Annotated in this window: 21 protein-coding genes and 1 tRNA gene; 7 read left to right on the top strand and 15 right to left on the bottom strand. The window is 55.0% G+C overall.

Annotated elements, in window-relative coordinates:
* Window positions 1-9 precede the first annotated feature (9 nt).
* Window positions 10-666, top strand: a complete 657-nt coding sequence (gene maiA / locus VJ651_RS15825) for a maleylacetoacetate isomerase (RefSeq protein ID WP_324108369.1) — start codon at window positions 10-12, stop codon at window positions 664-666.
* Here maiA and VJ651_RS15820 read toward each other — a convergent pair.
* The 5 genes from VJ651_RS15820 to VJ651_RS15800 all read right to left on the bottom strand — a co-directional run bounded on the left by VJ651_RS15820 (window position 596) and on the right by VJ651_RS15800 (window position 5,537).
* On the bottom strand, window positions 596-1,009 hold the full coding sequence (locus VJ651_RS15820) for a lipase secretion chaperone (RefSeq protein WP_324108368.1): 414 nt from the start codon (window positions 1,007-1,009) through the stop codon (window positions 596-598). The two genes, maiA and VJ651_RS15820, sit on opposite strands and share 71 nt — an antisense overlap.
* Before the next feature lie 99 nt (window positions 1,010-1,108).
* Complete coding sequence (locus tag VJ651_RS15815) at window positions 1,109-1,699, bottom strand: hypothetical protein (RefSeq protein ID WP_324108367.1); 591 nt, start codon at window positions 1,697-1,699, stop codon at window positions 1,109-1,111.
* 377 nt (window positions 1,700-2,076) lie between these two features.
* A complete protein-coding gene (locus VJ651_RS15810) occupies window positions 2,077-2,928 on the bottom strand; it encodes a fumarylacetoacetate hydrolase family protein (protein WP_324108366.1) in 852 nt (283 codons plus the stop codon).
* Window positions 2,929-3,050: 122 nt separating this feature from the next.
* A complete protein-coding gene (locus VJ651_RS15805) occupies window positions 3,051-3,353 on the bottom strand; it encodes a hypothetical protein (protein WP_324108365.1) in 303 nt (100 codons plus the stop codon).
* 621 nt (window positions 3,354-3,974) lie between these two features.
* Window positions 3,975-5,537: a tyrosine-type recombinase/integrase gene (locus VJ651_RS15800; protein WP_324108364.1), complete on the bottom strand. Its 1,563-nt coding sequence runs from the start codon at window positions 5,535-5,537 to the stop codon at window positions 3,975-3,977.
* Window positions 5,538-5,649: 112 nt separating this feature from the next.
* On the opposite strand from VJ651_RS15800, the gene VJ651_RS15795 reads away from it, so the two are divergent.
* A complete protein-coding gene (locus tag VJ651_RS15795) occupies window positions 5,650-6,156 on the top strand; it encodes a hypothetical protein (protein ID WP_324108363.1) in 507 nt (168 codons plus the stop codon).
* 30 nt (window positions 6,157-6,186) lie between these two features.
* Here VJ651_RS15795 and VJ651_RS15790 read toward each other — a convergent pair whose 3' ends face one another.
* Window positions 6,187-6,855: a hypothetical protein gene (locus VJ651_RS15790; protein ID WP_324108362.1), complete on the bottom strand. Its 669-nt coding sequence runs from the start codon at window positions 6,853-6,855 to the stop codon at window positions 6,187-6,189.
* 541 nt (window positions 6,856-7,396) lie between these two features.
* On the opposite strand from VJ651_RS15790, the gene VJ651_RS15785 reads away from it, so the two are divergent.
* Both VJ651_RS15785 and VJ651_RS15780 read left to right on the top strand, forming a co-directional pair.
* Complete coding sequence (locus VJ651_RS15785; protein ID WP_324108361.1) at window positions 7,397-7,684, top strand: ADP-ribosyl-(dinitrogen reductase) hydrolase; 288 nt, start codon at window positions 7,397-7,399, stop codon at window positions 7,682-7,684.
* Window positions 7,685-7,705: 21 nt separating this feature from the next.
* On the top strand, window positions 7,706-8,059 hold the full coding sequence (locus VJ651_RS15780) for a hypothetical protein (RefSeq protein ID WP_324108360.1): 354 nt from the start codon (window positions 7,706-7,708) through the stop codon (window positions 8,057-8,059).
* A gap of 596 nt (window positions 8,060-8,655) precedes the next feature.
* On the opposite strand, the gene VJ651_RS15775 is transcribed toward VJ651_RS15780, so the two are convergent.
* Window positions 8,656-8,730: transfer RNA gene (locus tag VJ651_RS15775), tRNA-Arg, on the bottom strand.
* 151 nt (window positions 8,731-8,881) lie between these two features.
* On the opposite strand from VJ651_RS15775, the gene VJ651_RS15770 reads away from it, so the two are divergent.
* On the top strand, window positions 8,882-10,789 hold the full coding sequence (locus VJ651_RS15770; RefSeq protein ID WP_324108359.1) for an ATP-binding cassette domain-containing protein: 1,908 nt from the start codon (window positions 8,882-8,884) through the stop codon (window positions 10,787-10,789).
* Between the two features lie 25 nt (window positions 10,790-10,814).
* Here VJ651_RS15770 and VJ651_RS15765 read toward each other — a convergent pair whose 3' ends face one another.
* Together VJ651_RS15765 and murJ are read right to left on the bottom strand one after the other, a co-directional pair.
* Entirely contained in the window at window positions 10,815-11,654 is an 840-nt protein-coding gene (locus tag VJ651_RS15765; RefSeq protein WP_136414421.1) for a SirB1 family protein, read from the bottom strand.
* A 76-nt stretch (window positions 11,655-11,730) separates the two neighbouring features.
* Window positions 11,731-13,281, bottom strand: a complete 1,551-nt coding sequence (gene murJ / locus VJ651_RS15760; protein ID WP_324108358.1) for a murein biosynthesis integral membrane protein MurJ — start codon at window positions 13,279-13,281, stop codon at window positions 11,731-11,733.
* 263 nt (window positions 13,282-13,544) lie between these two features.
* Between murJ and rpsT the strand changes: the two genes are divergently transcribed.
* Window positions 13,545-13,811, top strand: coding sequence for a 30S ribosomal protein S20 (gene rpsT, locus VJ651_RS15755; RefSeq protein ID WP_292932007.1), 267 nt, complete (start codon window positions 13,545-13,547; stop codon window positions 13,809-13,811).
* Between the two features lie 170 nt (window positions 13,812-13,981).
* On the opposite strand, the gene VJ651_RS15750 is transcribed toward rpsT, so the two are convergent.
* The 3 genes from VJ651_RS15750 to VJ651_RS15740 all read right to left on the bottom strand — a co-directional run bounded on the left by VJ651_RS15750 (window position 13,982) and on the right by VJ651_RS15740 (window position 15,528).
* Window positions 13,982-14,434 carry a DUF192 domain-containing protein gene (locus VJ651_RS15750; RefSeq protein WP_324108357.1) on the bottom strand — a complete coding sequence of 151 codons (453 nt, stop codon included), beginning with the start codon at window positions 14,432-14,434 and terminating at the stop codon, window positions 13,982-13,984.
* A gap of 169 nt (window positions 14,435-14,603) precedes the next feature.
* Window positions 14,604-14,795, bottom strand: a complete 192-nt coding sequence (locus VJ651_RS15745) for a hypothetical protein (protein ID WP_136415663.1) — start codon at window positions 14,793-14,795, stop codon at window positions 14,604-14,606.
* A gap of 139 nt (window positions 14,796-14,934) precedes the next feature.
* Window positions 14,935-15,528, bottom strand: a complete 594-nt coding sequence (locus VJ651_RS15740) for a pseudouridine synthase (protein ID WP_324108356.1) — start codon at window positions 15,526-15,528, stop codon at window positions 14,935-14,937.
* Window positions 15,529-15,851: 323 nt separating this feature from the next.
* Here VJ651_RS15740 and icd point away from each other — a divergent pair, with 323 nt between their 5' ends.
* Window positions 15,852-17,105 carry an NADP-dependent isocitrate dehydrogenase gene (gene icd, locus VJ651_RS15735; protein ID WP_324108355.1) on the top strand — a complete coding sequence of 418 codons (1,254 nt, stop codon included), beginning with the start codon at window positions 15,852-15,854 and terminating at the stop codon, window positions 17,103-17,105.
* A gap of 55 nt (window positions 17,106-17,160) precedes the next feature.
* On the opposite strand, the gene VJ651_RS15730 is transcribed toward icd, so the two are convergent.
* From VJ651_RS15730 to VJ651_RS15720, 3 genes are all read right to left on the bottom strand, one after another.
* Window positions 17,161-17,790, bottom strand: a complete 630-nt coding sequence (locus VJ651_RS15730) for a response regulator transcription factor (protein WP_324108354.1) — start codon at window positions 17,788-17,790, stop codon at window positions 17,161-17,163.
* Window positions 17,791-17,798: 8 nt separating this feature from the next.
* A complete protein-coding gene (locus VJ651_RS15725) occupies window positions 17,799-19,154 on the bottom strand; it encodes a cache domain-containing protein (protein WP_324108353.1) in 1,356 nt (451 codons plus the stop codon).
* Window positions 19,155-19,365: 211 nt separating this feature from the next.
* On the bottom strand, window positions 19,366-19,569 hold the full coding sequence (locus VJ651_RS15720; protein ID WP_136415665.1) for a cold-shock protein: 204 nt from the start codon (window positions 19,567-19,569) through the stop codon (window positions 19,366-19,368).
* Window positions 19,570-19,672 lie beyond the last annotated feature (103 nt).

Below are 19,672 nucleotides of genomic sequence, written 5' to 3'. Positions count from 1 at the left end.
AGTCGCATCGTGAAGCTCTACAGTTATTTCCGCAGTTCGGCATCCTACCGGGTGCGCATTGCCTTGCATTTGAAAGGACTGGCGTTTGAAACGGTGCCGATTGATTTGATCAGGAACGGTGGCGCACAGTTCGCCGCCGAGTACCGCAAGCTCAATCCGGATGCGCTCGTGCCCGCGCTGATCGATGATGCGCAAGAAGGCGCGGCGGTGCTGACACAGTCGCTGGCCATCATTGAATATCTCGATGAGACGCATCCCGCGCCGCCCCTGCTGCCGCAGAATCCGGTCGATCGTGCCTTTGTGCGGGGCATCGCCTTGTCCATTGCCTGCGACATTCACCCGCTGAACAATCTGCGTGTATTGCGCTATCTGATGCGAGATCTGAAAATCAGTGACGACGACAAGAACGCGTGGTATCGCCATTGGTGCGAACAAGGGCTGACAGCGATCGAAGCTACCTTGGCGAGAGACAAGCGCGTGGGACGATTTTGCTATGGCGATGCGCCAACGCTGGCCGATTGTTGCCTCATCCCTCAGATTGCGAACGCTCGACGCGTCGACTGCGATTTCTCGGGCATGCCAACCATTATGCGCATCAATGAAGCCTGTCTCGCGCTCGATGCCTTCGCCAAGGCCGCGCCGGCGAATCAGCCGGATGCAGAATAAGAGCGTAGAGTTGCTGCGCCGGCAAGGTATCCAGGTTGCGGGCGCGCACACGCTCGTTTTCCGCTGTAAAGGCGTTTTCTCCTAGCACTTCAATCTGGCGCATGCGTTCCGTCGATTCAAGGCCCGGCTGGCGAAGAATGCTTTCCGCCGCGCGTCGATATTCGGCATAGCGGTTTTCCCACGTCTGCTCCTTGCCCTCGATCGCGTCAAAGCGTACTGCCGCTTCTTCTCCGAAGCGGCTCGCCACGTAGGCGCGTTGCGTTTCCATCGAAGCCCCTTGGTCGCGCAGGGCCTGCAGATTGTCAGCGACATGCGTCTGGTCGACGATTGCAGTTTCGGGCACTCTCCCGTTAGCACGTGCCCGCAGTGCTGCCAGTGCCTGGCGATCGTTCGCGTCTTCATCGCCGAAGCATACTGCCGCGATCTCGATCCCGAGCAGTTCCTATCGCCATCGCGCTCGTTGCGCCAGCCACGAGTTGATCCGATCAACATCCGGCGGCAGGGCGGGGCTGTCCGGTGAAAGGCGCGAAACCGGATCGTGCGCAAGAAGCATGTCATGCGCGTCGAGGTAGATGACATAGTTCCGGGCAATCCGCGCCGCCTCTTCAAATGCCGGTGAAGGCAAACGGAATTTCAAGTGGGCGAGCAACTTCGCCACATGCAGATCGCGTTCGCCCGGATGGCCGCCAAGTAAAAAATAATCCGCGATATCTCTGAGTGCCTTGTTGATCACAAGATGCCGATCGCCCGTGACGGCTAGTTCGTCAGGTGCCTCGGTATCCGCGTCCACAGCTTCGTGCACGATGACATTCTTCTCGGGTCCCGGTTCCGTCCAGGCGTCGGGACCGAATCGGCCAGGGAGCACTGTTTCGACAATGCGATTCGCCGTCGGCTCGGATTTTTCATCCGGTTTGCCGGAATAGATTGCAAGCAGCGCGAAGACGAGCGCACTTGTGGTCGCCGCGCTCAGCCGGATTCCGCTGCATGTCGGATGGTAGTCTCGATCCATCAAACGCCAGGTGGTTGATCTCATCGACGTGATTCCAGCCATAGGTCCCGATCACCTGGCCGAAGCGCGCTGCATACCGGTACCATGCCGTCGTTACTGCCGCCGCCACGCAGGAGGATGGTCCAGTCGCCGACCACAAGCAGCGAATCGAGGGCGTCAAAGATATTGGTGCCGCCCGTACTACCGGTTCAGGAGTAAAGGCGTTGAACGTTCCCGTTTTTCACGTCCGCCGAAGCACCACTGGTGCTGCAGTTCGGTCCCAAACCCGCTTTCGGCAGGCGATTTGGAGGATGAGAAGCGGGGAGGGAAATGATTCGGAAGAATTAGATCGATGTTTCTAATTCTTCCCGGTGTCGATGATGCCGTGCGTTTCAGACAAATTTGACCACAGCCGACGTGTGTCAACTTGCCTGATGGGCGATCACCGCTTGATGTTGTTCGCCCAGGCCGGTGATGCCGAGCGACAGCGAGTCGCCGCGCTTCAAGAAGCGTTGCGGCTTCATTCCCATGCCCACGCCCGGCGGAGTACCGGTGGCGATAATGTCGCCAGGCATCAGCGTCATGAAACGGCTGACGTAGCTGACGATCTTCGCGACGGAAAAAACCATCGTCTTCGTATTGCCGGTCTGTACGCGTTCGCCGTTAAGGTCCAGCCAGAGATCAAGCCGCTGCGGATTCGGAACCTCGTCGCGCGTCACCAGCCAGGGACCGACCGGCCCGAAGGTATCGCAACCTTTACCCTTGTCCCATTGCGGCCCGCGTTCCAACTGATATTCGCGCTCGGACACATCATTGACGACGCAATAACCCGCCACATGATTCAATGCATCCTTCTCCGATACCGAGCGTGCCACCGTACCAATCACGACGCCGAGTTCGACTTCCCAGTCGGATTTTTTCGAGCCCTTAGGGAGCATGACAGGATCATTTGCGCCGGAAAGCGAGGTCGTGGCCTTCATGAACACGATAGGCTCTTTCGGCAGAGGCATGCCCGCCTCGGCAGCGTGGTCCGAGTAGTTCAGGCCAATCCCGATGAACTTCCCCACCCCTGCGATTGGCACACCCCAGCGGGGCGTGCCGCGAACCAGCGGAAGTTTGGCAATGTCGAGTTTTGCGAGCTTCGCCAAGGCCTTGACCGACAATTGATCGGGCCCGATGTCGGGGACGATGGCAGACAAGTCGCGTAACTTTCCATCGCGATCAATCAAGCCGGGTTTTTCCTTGCCGGGACGGCCATAGCGGACCAGTTTCATGCGATCTCCTTGGGAAAATACTCGTCGGGTTTCCTGCGAGCAATGTAATCGGAAATCGCAATATATGCGGGTCGCGGCCCCTTGTCCACCGTCGCTGCATCGGACGGGAAATATTACCAAGGCTACTCGCCGCTGCTCATCGTCTTTTTCGCTTCGGCCAAGTCATTCTGAAGATTGGCCTTGGCTTCCTTCATGCATGTCGTGCGCTCGGCGCCGCGCATTTTCTTGCAATCGGCCAGCGCTTCCTTGTACGCCGCATTGGCCTCTTTCTTGGCCGTTTTGTAGCGGGATTGCGCAGTCACGTCTTCGGTCGTTTGTTGCGCGTCGGCTTTGCTCGAGTGGCGTTGCGCGGCATTCACGGGTGCGGCGAGCATCAAGCAGGCAAGCAAAGACACGCCTGCAAAGCTTTTCGGATATCTGTTCATCACATCCTCCGTGGTGACATAACAAGGCAAGGCGTCCGCAAACACGCTGCCTTGATTTTCATCAGTGAAAGAATTCCCTTACGGATCATGAACATAGGTATCGATACCAAATCTTATCCACAGAATTGACCACAGTTTATGTGGGTAAATTCCGAATCGACGTTTCTGAACCGTGGCGTCAGGGGCGAGAAGGTGGAATGATCAACTTGCCTAGCAGATGAACCCTTCTTGCAACTTCCGAAGAAATTTCGGGGATATCGGTTTCATCCTTGATGGAATCCTGCTCCGGAGCAGTGGCGTCAGTAGCCTCGGGAAGAGGGATATTTCGATTATCTATTGTCGACATTGGTAACTTTGGTGAGAATTGTCTCAAGCCATACTACTACCCACGAATGCACAGACATTGAGCTTCATCATTGCGCGCGACGGCAATGACGATTGTGCTGGATCAGTGGGAGAGAATCGAGATGTGACCGGAATTGCCAAGGCTGAAACTGGTCGCCGACAGGAATCGAATCTGTTTCAGCGCGAATTAGCGTAAACAGCTTTGTTAATAATCAACAACTTAGCTACAATAAACTCATACTAATTTGCGTACTTTGTCCCAAAATTTGTCCCAATTCAGCCGTCGGATGCGCTCTTGACCAGCGCAAACAGTGCGTCGAGTTTCGACTTCTCCCGGTCGCTGGCTTCGCCGTCCATCCACTTGGAATAGACCCGAAAGAACATCTGCGGATCGACGTGACCCATCTGTCGCGACACATAGGCCGGATTCATCTGTGCATGCAGGCACATCGTGGCAAAGGTATGGCGTGTCTGCCGCGCATCGCGCCGGCGGATCCCCTGCGCCTTCAGAGCTGCATGGAAGACATCGGGCGGCTGTGTGTCGAAGAATCGAGCACCGGTTTCCGGATTAGTGAACACGTAATCGTTCGCCATGAAGGTGTGTTTCTTCTGGCGAGTCAGGGCGGCAAGTGCACGGGTTTGCAGGTCAACGTCGCGCGAACGCTTGGTTTTCGTCTGCTTGTCGATGGCGCGCACCCTGGCCGAATCGACCCGCACCTTGGTACGACGGAAATCCACGTTTTCCCATTTCAGGGCGATCAGCTCGGACGGTCGCATGCCGGTGAAGAACGCGAACTCGAAATAGTTCAGCCAGCGATCGTCCGGCTTCCTGCGCAGACAATCCAGCACCAGCTCGATTTCATCAAGTTCCAGCGGGTCCGGCGCCGCGGACTGTACCTTTCGAGATTCGATGTCGGACGTAATGTCGACGGATACCTTGCGCGTCTTCCTGGCGTACGCAAATATGCGTCGCAGCGGCGTCATTGCGTTATTGAACGTCTTCGCGTTCGCGATCTTGTGGCTGGCCAGCAGCAACGCAACGTCTTCGTAGGTGATGCGAGCGATGTCCTTGTCGCCAAGCACCGTCAGGAAATACCGGCTCATCGTGTTGCGGTATTCCTTCAGTGTCGTGTCTTCGAGCTCCCCCTTGGCAATCGTGAACCACGTTTCCATAACATCTCTGAGCGCGCGGCCGCCGGGCAGCGCTGTTGGGTTCGCTCCAGGCGGATTAAGGCGCTTCTTTAGCCATGCCGAATCGGGGAAGTGCAGCGCGTAGTCGTCGAGTGTGAACTTCCCTAGCCTGATGGATGAAACAATCTCATCCCTCAGACGGGCCGCAGCGCGGAGATTGGCGGCGGTGGGATTGAGGCAGACTCGTTCCTTGTGGCGTCGTCCTTCCCATTGGAAGCTGATTTGGATGGACGCCTCCCGCGCGTAGACCCCTTCGAGCTGCTGCTTGCTACCCATTTGTCGTACTCTTCGAGATTGAAATGCCGGCGATTGTCCGGCGACCATTTCCAGTGAACACCCTCGACCAGATGCCCGTCGCTCATTACCGGACGCAGAAATTACGCCGAGTGCGGGGCAGCGCTTGGGCTGGATCTGATCGCGCAGCCTGAGCTGCTTGAACAGCCGGCCAATGCCTGCCGATCTGCGGCACGGTTTTGGAAGTCTCGCCGGCTCAATGAATTGGCAGATGATGGCGCCCCCAGCTTCGGCGTGATCACGAAGCGAATCAACGGCGGGACAAATGGCATGGCGGATCGCCTGGCGCTGTACCGGAAGGCGCTGGAGGTGCTGGCATGATCCGTTTCCTTCTTCTATGGCCCGTGGCCACACTCATTCTTATCGACTCCTTCGCCTTCCCAGAAGACAAGAGGGGGCAGTTCAGCATCTCGCGCGGAATGGTGCGCGAATGGGCGCTCTCGCTCGTCGGACTGAAAGAGTTCCTATGAACCCGCTCGACCTCATCCCCGACAAATTCCGCCTGCTCACACTTGTCATAGCGATATTTGCATCTTTCGCATGTGGAACTACCATCGGGTGGACGGCAAATGGCTGGCGACTGAATGCCGAATGGAAGCGCCAGGATGCAGAGCGGCAGGCAGACGAGAAAGCCGCAGTCCTGAAGCGTACACAGGAAAACGAAGTCGAAAGGGAGAAGAACCGTGAAAACAATCGCTTGCTGCAAAAATCGTATGAATCTGAAATTGCTCGCCTGCACGCTGCTATCGCTGCTGCTCCTCGGCTGCGCGTCGGCCCCGCCTTCTGTGGTGGCACTCCCGGACAAGCCGAAACCGGTAGCGCCAGCGGCGGCAATGGTGCCGATCCCGGAAGCCGGGTACTTCCTGAAGAAGTGGACAGAGCTGTTAAATCGCTGATCGAGGAAACCGAGAAGACGGCAGCCACCGGGCGAGCGTGTCAGAAGTTTGTCAATGACAATGGCATGGCTCCGTGATGCTGCAATCTCTGACCATTACAGCGGACTCTAGAAGTCCCATCGCCATTGCGACCCAACCAGATGCTGGGCGATTGGCCTGATAAGTACGCGGCCTTGTCTCGGCCAGAATGACGATGTGATCCGCTCGATGCGGTCAAACAGCGATGGTTGTACTTTCAGGAGCTTCGCCGCAGACTCAATTCTGTGGCGAAGCGTACCGTGATCGATCGCCAGGTACGCGGCTAATTTCGAACAGATATTATCGAAGTGCCAGAGCGCGACGTTGTAGGCGACCGACTGCGAATATGTCTCCAGCAGGGCGTCTTCTTGCGCGCGCTGAATTCGCTCTTTTTCTTCGTCCTCCCGCTTTTCCAATAATTCCAATGGGTCGGGGGCCTCCTTGGCGTCCAGCAGATCGATCAGGGAGATACCATTACCTTCATGGTCCTCTTTAAAGGCATCGGCGCTGAGGGTGCGCTTTCGGTCTTTTCTTGGTCTCCAGACGTGGGTCACCGTCAGGATGGACAGGATAAGTTTCTGGTCTTGCGGGTCGCGCCAGTCGATCGGACATCCGCGCTTTACTGCGTGGTATTCGGCTGCCAGCCATGCTTCGGTGTGAAGGTCCTCGACCTCAAGTGCGCCATGCGTCCTGGAAGCAATGCTTTCAAAATCCTTTTCTCTGCTTTTCTTGAAAGCCTCGTACGCAACAAAATCCATGAACTGCTCTGCTGTTTCGACAGGAGCGGTTATATCTGATTGATGGTAAAAAGGCAATAAATGGGAATTGATGTGGTTGAAAATGAAAAGCCTCTCATATGAGTGACTTGCATTTAAAAGCCAGAAACAAGTGATTCAACGTATGATGCCGCCCCGCAAGACGGCCGTTATTGCCTGATGAATGGGCATAAGCGGTATAGGTATGAGTGCGGCTCTCAGAGTGGCGGAGAAGTTCCAGACTGGCGGAGAAGTTCCAGACGCAATTGAGACGATCTGCTGGAGCGCAGGCGGTGTGCATGGAGGTAGCCTCTTGGCCCCTTGGTGTCCTGAATATGGACGCTAAGGGCGTCTTTGGATCGGAATTGGAACGTCAGCCTTAAGAAATCCCACACATCTCCGTATATACAGATATAATCTCATTCCGCATCATTTCTATCTGGTAATAGAGCGAAAGCACTAGTAAATTTCACGTCGAATTATCCAATTCAATTGATATTTCATAACGATCGGCCTATATTTTGTATATACAAAGAAGGAACCGATGAGAACAATAATAGTCACAACCCGCATAGACGAAAAACTAGACAGCAAACATGCTGTGACAGTGGAGGAAGTTGACCAGTGTTTTGATAACAAATGCGGGGTAAACTTGATCGATGACAGGGAGGATAACAGGACGGATCCGCCAACCTTTTGGTTTATTGCCGAGACCAATCGTGGTCGTTTGTTGAAAATTGTTTATGTTTACCGAGATGGAAAAATCTTTCTGAAAACAGCCTACGAGCCAAACGAAACCGAGATTGCTATTTACGAAACCGAAGGCAAATAGAGAAAGTACATGGAGAAAATTATGAGCGACACTGCGAAAATCGAAGGAACCGTTGAAGCCTGGGAATCAGGAATCCTCGGCCGAGATGCAGCGCATGTGAAGCGCGCCCCGAAGGAAATAGAGCAACAAGTTGATGATGCGCTTGGCTTGCAAGCAATTTCGATTCGCCTGAACAAAGAGCTGATTGAAGACTTCAAGTTTATCGCCAAGTTTCACAAGATGGGTTATCAGCCTCTTATGCGTGATGCGCTCAAGCGCTTCGCAGAGGCGGAATACAAGCGAATCGCCGTGCAACTAGCGAACGAGAAGGCAGCAGAAGCGCAAGAAATTGAATCTTCCAAATCCGCAGAAGAACAGCACAAAAAAGCAGCCTAAGAGCTATCGTCCAATGAATTTAACCCTCCCACAGTGGAGGGTTTTTTATAACCGATGGTGGTGAAAGCCGCCCCGTCCGCGTCCACCGCCAAACCGGTGCCCGCCTCCCCAATTATGGCCGTCATGCCAGTCTCGGCCGCTCCAATATCCAAAATCGAATTCGAGCCTAATCGGCGGCCCGACATACACGGGAGGCGGCAGAACATACACAGGGGCTGGCGGGTAGTAATAGCCATAGCCCTGCTCGACGTACACCGGAGTGGACTGGGAGTAAGGATAGGCGCTGTAAGCTGGCTCATACACTGCGCAGCCTTCAAGCAACATTGACATGGCAAGCGGTATAACCGCTGTCTTGAATGCGGAGTTCATGAAACAAATTCCTTCCACTATCAGTATAGGAAAGGAATGAGCTTTCGCAGGAAAGCTTTTTATTTCTAGCCCGCCCGAGCTGGGTTTTTGACAAGCTGTTGCAGATGCAAAGGGAAAAGACGGAAGTGGAAATTTTGCAGCGGGCACGAGCATAACTGAATTTGTCCCAGTTATGTCCCGTTCATAGCGCCACTTTACTGTAATATCTTGATTTTATTGGCTAAAACTGGTCCCGCCGACAGGAATCGAACCTGTATCTAGCGCTTAGGAGGCACTCGTTCTATCCATTGAACTACGGCGAGACGCTGAGAAGCGGCGAAAGTATTTTTCACCACGCCCGAGATTATAGCCGAGACCGTTGCATAAATAACTTTCTGTTTGCCGCTATCGGTACAATGCGTGCTTCATTTCCTTCTTCGGGTCCGCGCTTCCTGCATGGAAGCGATTTTGTTTATGGCAGTCATTTCACTTTCTAACGCTCAGCTCGCCTTTGGGCATGTCGCATTGCTCGATCACGCGGAGTTTTCTCTTGAGCCGGCGGAGCGGGTCGGGTTAATCGGGCGCAACGGCACCGGCAAGTCGTCCTTGCTGAAAATAATTGCAGGTATTTCCAAGCTGGATGACGGCTTGCTCGTGATGCAGCAAGGGCTGAAGATTGCTTATGTCGAACAGGAGCCGCAGTTCGCTCCCGACCTCAGCGTATTTGATGCGGTCGCCGCTGGCATGGGAGATTTGCAGGGCTTGCTGTCCGAATACAACACGCTGACGGAGCGTCTGGGCGGCGAGAATGATGATGCCGTGATGGATCGCATGCATGCCGTTCAGGCAAAACTGGATGCTGCCGATGCATGGAATCTGTCCAATCGGGTGGAAACCATTCTGGCGCGCCTCAATCTGGACAAGGCCGCGCTGATGGGAACCTTGTCGGGCGGCACGCAAAAGCGCGTGGCGCTGGCGTGTGCGCTGGTCAGTGCGCCTGATGTGCTGTTGCTCGACGAACCGACCAATCACCTCGATTTTACGTCCATCCTCTGGCTTGAGGGCCTCCTGCGCGACTACAAGGGAAGCATTCTTTTCATCACCCATGACCGTTCATTCCTCGATAACGTGGCGACACGCATCGTCGAACTTGATCGCGGCAGACTGCTTTCGTTTCCCGGTAATTTCAGCGCCTATCAGGCACGCAAGGCGGAACAGCTTGAAGTCGAAGCGATTGAAAACGCGAAATTTGACAAATTTCTTGCGCAGGAAGAAGTCTGGATCCGCAAGGGCGTGGAGGCACGCCGGACGCGCAACGAAGGGCGCGTCCGGCGCCTGGAAGAGTTGCGCCGCACTCGCAACGCGCGACGAGATCAACAAGGGCAGGTCAAGCTCGATGTCTCGGCCGGCGAGCGCTCAGGCAAGATCGTTGCGGAGTTGACCGACATCGAAAAACGTTACGGCGACAAAGTCATCGTGCGTGGGTTTAGTGCGACCATCCTGCGCGGCGACAAGGTCGGCCTGATCGGGCCGAACGGAGCGGGCAAGACGACGCTGCTGAAGCTCATTCTGGGCGAGGAACAACCCGATGCCGGCACGGTCAAGCAGGGAGCTCGCTTGCAGATTGCCTACTTCGACCAGATGCGCGCGCAATTGAATGAGGAAGCCAGCCTGGCCGATACCATTTCGCCCGGCAGCGACTGGGTCGAGATCAATGGGCAGCGCAAGCACGTGATGACGTATCTCGGCGATTTTCTGTTTGCGCCGGAACGCGCAAGATCGCCCGTCAAATCGCTCTCGGGTGGCGAGCGCAACCGCCTGCTGCTTGCTCGGCTGTTTGCCAAGCCGGCCAACGTGCTGGTGCTGGATGAGCCGACCAACGACCTGGACATCGATACGCTTGAGTTGCTGGAAGAGCTTCTCGAAGACTATAGCGGCACAGTCTTCCTCGTCAGCCATGATCGAATGTTCCTCGACAACGTCGTCACCCAGGTGATCGTCGCGGAAGGCGACGGTCTGTGGCGTGAGTACATCGGTGGCTATAGCGATTGGGAACGCGTACGCGCATCGACAGCGCAATCACCGTCGAAGCCGGCCCCGAAAGCGGAAAGCAAACAAGCCGCCAAGGAGGCTGCACCCATCGCGGCAAAGGCGAAGAAGTTGAGTTACAAGGAGCAGCGAGAGCTGGAAAGCCTGCCGGGCATGATTGCCTCCCTGGAGGTCGAACAAAAAGCCATCTCCGAACAGCTGGCCGACCCGGACCTGTATCGTCAGCGACCCGAGGAGGTGCAGCGACTCAACCAGCGATTTGCCGAGATTGACGAACTGCTGATGGAAAGCCTCGAGAAATGGGAGGCGATTGAAGCCAAGGCGAAGGGGTGATGTCTTGGCTTGGTCGCGGGGTCAGTCAGTTCATGCGTCTGCTAGCATCGCGTAATTCGGGTAATTTGCTGCGTAACAGTTCGGCGTCGGGCGCGTACGGCCGCTCCGCCAGATAAGCTTCCAGATCGTCGAGCGCCGCCTGCGGGCATTCAAGATTGGCATAGGCCAGCCCTCGGTCGCGGCGTTCGGTGATCTCGTCGGGCAGCAAAATCAGCAGACGCTGTTGTACGCCCAGCACCCGTTGCCATCGCATGTGCTCGACAAACAGGGTCTTCAAATTGCGCAGCATGCGCACCAGGATTTCACGCGGATGGGCTGCGTGCAAATAATAGGAAAGCGGAATCGCTCCGGGATAGCTTTGCTGCTCAAAGTAGGGTTCCAGCCGCTCTTCCAGATCTTCGCGCGACAAGCTCGCACCATTGAAGGGGTCGAGCACGATATCCCCGGACTGCACCGACAGCTTCATCAGGAAATGGCCCGGAAAGGAAATGCCTTTCATGGTCAAGCCGATCTGCTGTGCCAACTCCATGTACAGCACTGCCAGTGAAATGGGAATGCCGCGGCGCGTGCGGATTACCCGGTGCAGGTAACTGTTATCCGGGTCGTAATAATCGTTGATGTTGCCGCCGAAGCCGAGTTCGCGGTAAAAGAAGTGATTCAGCATGCGCAGCTTCTGCACGCTGGAGGCGTCCGATGGAAGCCGTCGCTGCAGTTTCGCTGCAAGCGTGTCGACCTCTACTTGTGTTGCTTCCAGATCGAGCTGCGGATCGACGTCCTGTGCGATAGCCAATGCCGCCTCGAAAAGCGGAATGGAGTCGTCCTGTTGAACCAGCGACGCAAAGTAATCGAGAGATTTGATCACCATACAATAGCCATCATAAACCATCGTGCCGTCAATTAAAGGCCGGGATGGAAATCGCAGGCGATTTTAGATAACAGAATCAGGCCGACACGCGTTTGAAATCACGCAGTCGGAAGCCCATGATAAAAAGTGCGCCGAAGTATGTTACTCCGCATGCAAGCATGACCAGCGCCAGCGCGCCGACGCGATGAAGGGGATTGGCACGCAAAGCCACCCAGTCGAAGTGTCCGGCAATCCAAAGGGCGACGCCCGCCAGCAAGAACAGTGCACCTGCCAGCTTGGCGAGAAAGATGCCCCAGCCTTGATGGGGCATATAAATTCCCCGCTTGCGCAATCCCCGGTACAGAAACACCGCGTTCAAGCAGGCACCCAGGCCGACCGACAGTGCGAGCCCGGCGTGACCCAATGTCGGCACGAACATCAGATTCATCAACTGCGTCGCAATCAGAACGACGATGCCGATCTTCACCGGCGTTCTGATGTCCTGCTTTGCGTAGAAACCCGGTGCCAGAATCTTGACGACGATCAATCCAATCAATCCGACGCCATAGGCCACGAGTGCCCGGCTGGTCATGACGACCGCCTGCGTGTCGAACTTACCGTAGTGGAACAGGGTTGTGGTGAGCGGTTCAGACAGGGTGGCAAGTCCGACGGCAGAGGGAAGCGCCATAAGAAAAGTCAGGCGAAGGCCCCAGTCAAGCAAAGAAGAATATTCCGCATGATCGCTGTCCGCATGCGCCTTCGACAGGTTGGGAAGGAGAATCGTCCCCAGCGCCACGCCGAGCAAGGCTGTGGGAAATTCCATCAGTCGGTCAGCATAGGTGAGCCAGGAAACGCTGCCGCTGGCAAGGTGCGAAGCGATATTGGTGTTGATGATGATGCTGATTTGGGCGACAGAGACGGCAACAATGGCAGGTACCATTTGCCGCAGCACGCGCTGCACGCCGGGATCCTTCAGGGCGAACGTCGGATTGAGGCCGATACGTGGCAGCATCCCAATCCTGAGCAAGGCTGGAGCCTGAATTCCCACTTGCAGAACTCCGCCCAGCACAACTGCAAATGCCAATGCGTAAACCGGCTGCGCGAGATGAGGCGCCAGAAACAGGGATGCGGCGATGAATGAAATGTTCAGCAGTACCGGAGTAAAAGCCGGAATCTGGAATTGCCGCCATGTATTCAGAATACCGCCGGCGAGTGCGACAAATGCCATGAATCCGATGTACGGGAACATGATGCGCGTCATGACGACAGAACTCGTAAATGCGTCTGCGTCCGATTTCAGGCCAGTAGCAATGAAATACACAACGACCGGTGCGGCTACGATCCCGATAATGCAGGTGAGGACCAATGCCCACATCAACACGGTCGCGACATGATCGATCAGATCCTTGGTCGCGGTTTCCCCTTTCTGATTCTTGTACTCGGCAAGGATAGGGACGAAGGCCTGGGAAAATGCGCCCTCCGCAAACAGGCGGCGCAGCAGGTTCGGAATGCGGAAGGCGACGTTGAATGCGTCGGTGTAGGCTGATGCGCCGAATGCGCGCGCAATAAGAAGTTCTCGCGCCAGGCCCGTCACCCGCGACAGCATGGTCATGCCAGAGATGGTGGCAAGCGTTTTATGCAGATTCATGGTGGGCAATTATAGCTGCTGAGGTTCGGTAACCCGGTGCATAAATAGGCGCGTTTGTGTAAGCGTTTATTTCCGGCGGAAAATCGCTTCATGACGAACCGGCACGCCCTTCCTTGTCCGTTTTTCGGGGCAGCTGATCGCGGAATAGTGGCGATTGAAACGTCCAATTGCTCATTTCCCAAAAAAACGCTATAATCCGCAGCTTTACAGAATTCCGTCTCGCAAACCGCGAACGCAATCCGATTTCGTTTTAGGAACTATTCATGGCAAATACCGCACAAGCGCGCAAACGTGCTCGTCAAGCAGTCAAGCAAAACGCACACAACTCCAGCCAGCGTTCGACGCTGCGCACGGCAGTCAAGGCCGTTCGCAAGGCAATCGAAGCCGGCGACAAGGCAGCAGCGGCGCAAGTATTCCAGGCTTCTATTTCGACGATCGACCGTATTGCCGACAAGAAAATTATTCACAAGAACAAGGCTGCTCGCCACAAGAGCCGTCTGGCTGCTGCCCTGAAGGCACTGGCTGCGTAATCAGCAGTTGTCCTGAGCGGCATTGTCCTGAGGGCTGTTCGCCTCAGGAAGCGAATTAAAAAACCCGGGTGACGATGTCACGCGGGTTTTTGTCGTTTGTGCACTGAATGAGTGGGCGGGCGCATTTATTTGACCCGCACCTGTCGCCGCGCCTTGTCGGTTCTGCGGGCTCAGCGAGGGAGCCCGTCGATTACGCTGCCAGGCTTGATGTTCTTCTGCTTGAACCACCCGAGATTCATTTCCAAAGCATAGCGAACCGGTTTTTTTGCGCAATGCGAATCGGTGGTTTGCGGTTGCATGTCCTCGATGTTGACGATCTTGCCACTGTCGTCGATAAAAGCTACCGACAGTGGAATCAAGGTATTTTTCATCCACATGCATACGCCAGCCGGTGCTTCGAACAAGAACACCATTCCCTCGTTCGGCCCCAGTTTCTCCCGGAACATCAAACCTTGCTGACGTTCTGCATCCCTTGCAGCGACTTCTGCCTTGATCAGGTGAATTCCCGCGTTCAATGAAATTACCGGAAATTTCATCGCCTGCTGGCTTATCGCAGACGGGCTGGCAGTGACAAGAGCGCCGGCCAGCAAGGCCGAAACCGAAAAGAGTGTTTTGGAAATCATTTGGAGTTGGCGACAAATTAAAACACTTCAGAAGCTTATCCGATAACAATGCAAAACGCATCGCGCACTGTTGTACGGCCGGGCTTTGCATTGCCCTCGTTATGAGGCCGCGAAATTGCAATAAAAAAGGCAGGACAAGCCTGCCTTTTTTCTTTCACGAAAACGTGAATTAGTTCGAAGCGGCCGGAGCTGCAGCTGCTTTCTTTGCTTTCTTGGCTTTCTTTGCCTTTTTGACTTTCTTGGCTTTCGGAGCGGATGCCTCAGCCGATGCAGCAGCCGGAGCGGAAGCAGGAGCGGGATCAGCAGCGAAAGCGGAAGCGGCGAACAGACCAGCGATCAGAGCGGCGATCAGGTTTTTCATTTTATGTCCTTCAAATTGGCATGTTGATAAAAACGGTGATTCTGTCGAATCAATGTAAATAACGAAATGCAAGATTATCGGTTGACAGAGTTCTCCAGGAAATTTTCAACAGGCCCGAAAGTCACAACCCATGGCTATGTCAGTTGTTTGCTGCGCGACTCCAGTCAGCGTTCCCTTTTCCCAGCTCCGCGGTTGAGATCTCGCGCCATTCCCCAGGCCAGAGCGGATGCGTTGCCAGAGAGAAGGGCCCGATCGCAATTCTGATCAGTCTTAAGGTCGGCAGGCCAACCGCTGCGGTCATGCGGCGAACCTGTCGGTTTTTCCCCTCTGACAGAGTGATCGCTAGCCAACTGGTCGGCTTGTTTTCACGCTCCCGTATCGGCGGGTCACGTTCCCATAGCCAGGCCGGCGGTTCGATTTGTCTTGCCTCGCAGGGCCGAGTCACGAAATCGCCCAGATCCAATTGCCCCCGCAAACGCCGCAATGCTGCGGCATCCGGAACGCCCTCCACTTGTGCGATATAGGTTTTCGGCTGTTTGCTGTCAGGATGGCTGATTCGATGCTGAAGTTTTCCGTCGTCAGTGAGCAGCAGCAAGCCTTCGCTGTCCGCGTCGAGCCTGCCTGCCGGATAAATCCCAGGGATATCCAGATAATTGGCGAGTGTCTCCCGGGTCGGATGTGGCGAAAACTGGCACATCACCTGAAAGGGTTTGTTGAAGAGAATGAGTGACATGCGCTGGCGATCCCGGAAAAAAGTGCGGGAGTATTTTACGCTTTGTATATTGGCGCATTAGGAACTACCCTGTAGATCCGCGCGGGCATCCATCGGTTTTTCGGATGCGAGGAACATGTTCCGTGCAGCGCGGCCAAGGGAAAATCCAACGATTGACAACTTGATAAAAATATTGCCAATGGCAAAAGTTATGGCATCCAGTAAAATAGTAGTGCATAATACGAAATGCTGTCTTGTGTCTTATATAAGACTGAGAATCGACTTTAAAACAAAAATTTAAAGTACAACCGCCTTCTTTTCCTCCTCAACCCCCGGAGCCTACGATGTATCAACATATCAAAGTGCCTGCCGAAGGCAACAAGATCACCGTCAATGCCGATTTCTCGTTGAATGTTCCCGACAACCCGATCATTCCTTATCTGGAAGGTGACGGCACTGGTGTCGATATTACGCCGGTCATGATCAAAGTCGTTGACGCAGCCGTTGCCAAGGCATATGGCGGCAAGCGCAAGATCAGCTGGATGGAAATTTTCGCAGGTGAGAAGTCGACCAAAGTCTACGGCCCGGATGTGTGGTTGCCCGACGAGACGCTGAAGGTATTGAAGGATTATGTTGTTTCCATCAAAGGCCCGTTGACCACCCCGGTGGGCGGCGGCATCCGCTCTCTTAATGTGGCGCTGCGTCAGGAACTCGATTTGTACGTCTGCTTGCGGCCGGTCCGCTACTTCAAGGGCGTGCCTTCGCCGGTACGCGAGCCGGAAAAGACTGACATGGTGATCTTCCGCGAGAACTCGGAAGACATTTACGCCGGCATCGAATGGCAGGAAGGCACCGAAGGCGCCAAGAAGGTAATCGACTTCCTGATCAAGGAAATGGGTGTCAAGAAGATTCGCTTTCCGGGGTCGTCCGGTATCGGCATCAAGCCGGTATCGCGTGAGGGCACGGAGCGTCTGGTACGCAAGGCGATCCAGTACGCGATCGACAACGATAAACCGTCGGTGACCATTGTCCACAAGGGCAACATCATGAAGTACACCGAAGGCGGCTTCCGCGATTGGGCCTACGCACTGGCACAGAAGGAATTCGGCGCGCAACTGATCGACGGCGGCCCGTGGTGCAAGTTCAAGAATCCGAAGACTGGCAAGGAAATCACGGTTAAGGATTCGATCGCTGACGCATTCCTGCAGCAGATCCTGCTGCGTCCGAACGAATACAGCGTGATTGCCACGCTGAACCTGAATGGCGACTACATTTCCGACGCGCTGGCTGCACAAGTCGGTGGTATCGGTATTGCCCCTGGTGCCAACCTTTCCGACTCCGTCGCGATGTTCGAAGCGACTCACGGTACTGCACCGAAGTACGCCGGCAAGGATTACGTGAATCCTGGCTCGTTGATCCTGTCCGCAGAAATGATGCTGCGTCACATGGGCTGGGTCGAGGCCGCCGACTTGATCGTCTCGTCGATGGAAAAATCGATCACATCGAAGAAAGTGACCTACGACTTCGCGCGCTTGATGGAAGGCGCGACACAAGTGTCGTGCTCCGGTTTCGGCGACGTCATGATTTCGAACATGTAATTCGTTCGATGGAAGAACCAAATGGCCGGAGCGATCCGGCCATTTTTTTATCCTGTTACTTAATCTGGGTTTGTTCCAAGGCGAAACGAATGAGATCGGCTTGGCCTTCGATGCCCAGTTTGCGCTTGATGTTGAGACGATGCGTTTCCACCGTGCGCACGCTCAGATTCATGTCGCGCGCAATATGCTTGTTCGATTTGCCCGTTGCAATGCATTTCAACACCTCGCGCTCGCGGGGGGTGAGCAGCAAAGCAGGGGGCATAGGTCGGGACAGTTGCTTTGCTAGCCCTGCGCTGTAATAGATTCCACCAGACATGACGGTATCGATGGCTGTGATGATATCCATTGCAGGGGCATCTTTCAGCACATAGCCGCGCGCCCCAGCCTGGATTGCCTGCATAACGTATTCCGCCTTGTCATGCATGCTGAGCATCAATACCGCGATCTCGGGGTAGAGCGTGTTGAAGCGGCCGGTAAGCTCAATGCCGTTCATCCCCGAAAGATTAATGTCCATCAATGCGATGTCGATCATCTCGGTCGCAGCGTGCTGTAATGCCTCATCTGCATTGCCAGCTTCGGCCACGATTGTGAAATGCGGTATGGTTTCAAGGCGAGCGCGCAATCCATCCCGAACCAGGGGATGATCATCGACCAGCAGGATGTGGACATACGGTTGACTAAGCATTTTTTGATTTATATTCGATACAAGCTTGCGGTTACTCGGGTGCCTTCGGCTGATGAGGCCAGATTCAAGGTGCCTCCCACGGCATCAACCCTCTCATGCATGTTGCGCAATCCGATGCCACGCTTGGGATGCTGCGCGACGCCGGCGACGTCGAAGCCGATGCCATCGTCGGAAATAATGAGCGCGACGTTGGACTTGTTGCCGATCAGGCGAACGTTGACGTTCTTTGCGTTTGCATGCCGTTTGATGTTGGTCAGCGCTTCCTGAGCGATACGGAATAGTACTGTATTCGCCACGTCGCTCAGCCCGTCAACCGATCCGTCCGAATTGAATCGAGTCGTGATCGCGGTGTGTTCGCTGAACTCCTGAACGAGGTGATCGAGTGCTGCCGCCAGTCCGAGATCATCAAGCAAGGCAGGCCTGAGGTCGTGCGAGATGCGCCTGACCTCACCCAGCACATCGTTGAGTTGTCCGGCCGCGCGGTCGAAGGATGATCTGGCCAGTTCGGGCTGCGCCGAATTGGCGATCAATTTGGCAATTCCCGACTCTATCTGCAATTTGATCGAGACTAGCCACTGACTAATTCCATCATGCAAATCGCGTGAAAGACGCGCACGTTCCTCTTCTTGTGATCGCACCACACGCTGTGCCAGTACGCGCAGCTTGGCATCGGCAACCCGGTTTTCGCTGATATTCAAGGCGAGGCCGGAAAGTCCAATGGCGAGTGCACTGGCGATGGCGATACCGGTAATCCAGATCATCGTGTTGTCGATGTTTCCCGAAATCTGTGTATCGATCTTTGCGAGCGCGGCATCAACATCGTCCAGATACAGCCCGGTTCCGAGCATCCAGCCCCATCGGTCAAGCTCGATCACGTAGCCCAGCTTGGGCGCCATCTTGCCCGACGACGGCTTCTCCCATAAGTAACGCACGAATCCGCCACCCGCCTTTGCTTGTGCAATCAGTCGTTGTATCGTCGGGCTGCCGCTTGGATCGCGAAGATTCCAGAGATTGCGCCCAACCAGCTCCGGCTTGCGAGGATGCATGAGGTTGCGACCGTCAAGATCGTAGAGAAAGAAATAGCCGTCGTCGCCGTAATCAAGCGTCGCCAGAATCGCTTTCGCTTCATTCAGCGTCGCCTCGTCATGCCGGCCCGATTGGTAAAGATGCTCGATGGAACGGGTTGCAAGCACAACAAAGTGCTTGAGCTCCGCTTCCTTGCTTGCCAGGTAAGCTGCCTCGACCGAGGCGCGCTGTTGATGTGCCAGCAGCGTGGCCTGATAGCGTACCGCGAGCGCAATCGAAAACAGCGCAACAATAAGCGGTGTGATTGCGAGCAGTAGAATTTTTTGCCGGAGCTTCATGAAGCATTACTTTACAGCTATTTTTGCGCGCGTCGATCATTTGCGGCGACGAAGGGCTTGCGCGGGATGGCGATTACTACAAGCGGCTTGTAAAGTTATCACGGTCCGGTGTGGCAGTGCAGATACGCAACGAACGGATCGCTTGAGGGCGAAGAGGCGAAAAAAAACCCCGCGTATGCGGGGTTTTTGGTACTCTTGCTAATCGATGTGATTAGGGCGACTGAATATTGGAAGCTTGCTTGCCTTTGGGGCCTTGCGTGACTTCGAATGAGACCTTTTGACCTTCTTTTAGTGTCTTGAAGCCTTGCATCTGGATTGCGGAAAAATGGGCGAACAAATCTTCACCGCCGTCATCCGGAGTGATAAATCCGAAGCCTTTGGAATCGTTGAACCACTTGACGGTACCTGTTGCCATAAAAGCGTCTTTCATTAATAGCTAATCACACGAGCCGTATAAGCAAGAAGCCTCGCGTCACGCTGCCGCCCCCTCCTAAAACCTGCTCACTTCTATTGACAAT

Source organism: Noviherbaspirillum sp., assembly GCF_035254865.1.
Taxonomy (GTDB): Bacteria; Pseudomonadota; Gammaproteobacteria; order Burkholderiales; family Burkholderiaceae_D; genus Noviherbaspirillum.
The sequence above is the reverse complement of the archived record's forward strand: the minus strand, read 5'-3'. Positions and strand labels throughout refer to the sequence as shown.

Bases quoted from the DNA above. Each gene is read 5' to 3' on its own strand.
- VJ651_RS15720 (WP_136415665.1), bottom strand. From the start codon at position 19,569: ATGGCAACAGGTACCGTCAAGTGGTTCAACGATTCCAAAGGCTTCGGA.
- VJ651_RS15780 (WP_324108360.1), top strand. From the start codon at position 7,706: ATGAGCGACACTGCGAAAATCGAAGGAACCGTTGAAGCCTGGGAATCA.
- VJ651_RS15725 (WP_324108353.1), bottom strand. From the start codon at position 19,154: ATGAAGCTCCGGCAAAAAATTCTACTGCTCGCAATCACACCGCTTATT.
- murJ (WP_324108358.1), bottom strand. From the start codon at position 13,281: ATGAATCTGCATAAAACGCTTGCCACCATCTCTGGCATGACCATGCTG.
- VJ651_RS15785 (WP_324108361.1), top strand. From the start codon at position 7,397: ATGAGAACAATAATAGTCACAACCCGCATAGACGAAAAACTAGACAGC.
- VJ651_RS15730 (WP_324108354.1), bottom strand. From the start codon at position 17,790: ATGCTTAGTCAACCGTATGTCCACATCCTGCTGGTCGATGATCATCCC.
- rpsT (WP_292932007.1), top strand. From the start codon at position 13,545: ATGGCAAATACCGCACAAGCGCGCAAACGTGCTCGTCAAGCAGTCAAG.
- VJ651_RS15790 (WP_324108362.1), bottom strand. From the start codon at position 6,855: ATGGATTTTGTTGCGTACGAGGCTTTCAAGAAAAGCAGAGAAAAGGAT.
- icd (WP_324108355.1), top strand. From the start codon at position 15,852: ATGTATCAACATATCAAAGTGCCTGCCGAAGGCAACAAGATCACCGTC.
- VJ651_RS15740 (WP_324108356.1), bottom strand. From the start codon at position 15,528: ATGTCACTCATTCTCTTCAACAAACCCTTTCAGGTGATGTGCCAGTTT.
- VJ651_RS15810 (WP_324108366.1), bottom strand. From the start codon at position 2,928: ATGAAACTGGTCCGCTATGGCCGTCCCGGCAAGGAAAAACCCGGCTTG.
- VJ651_RS15795 (WP_324108363.1), top strand. From the start codon at position 5,650: ATGAACCCGCTCGACCTCATCCCCGACAAATTCCGCCTGCTCACACTT.
- VJ651_RS15770 (WP_324108359.1), top strand. From the start codon at position 8,882: ATGGCAGTCATTTCACTTTCTAACGCTCAGCTCGCCTTTGGGCATGTC.
- VJ651_RS15765 (WP_136414421.1), bottom strand. From the start codon at position 11,654: ATGGTGATCAAATCTCTCGATTACTTTGCGTCGCTGGTTCAACAGGAC.
- VJ651_RS15745 (WP_136415663.1), bottom strand. From the start codon at position 14,795: ATGAAAAACCTGATCGCCGCTCTGATCGCTGGTCTGTTCGCCGCTTCC.
- VJ651_RS15805 (WP_324108365.1), bottom strand. From the start codon at position 3,353: ATGAACAGATATCCGAAAAGCTTTGCAGGCGTGTCTTTGCTTGCCTGC.
- VJ651_RS15750 (WP_324108357.1), bottom strand. From the start codon at position 14,434: ATGATTTCCAAAACACTCTTTTCGGTTTCGGCCTTGCTGGCCGGCGCT.
- VJ651_RS15815 (WP_324108367.1), bottom strand. From the start codon at position 1,699: ATGAGATCAACCACCTGGCGTTTGATGGATCGAGACTACCATCCGACA.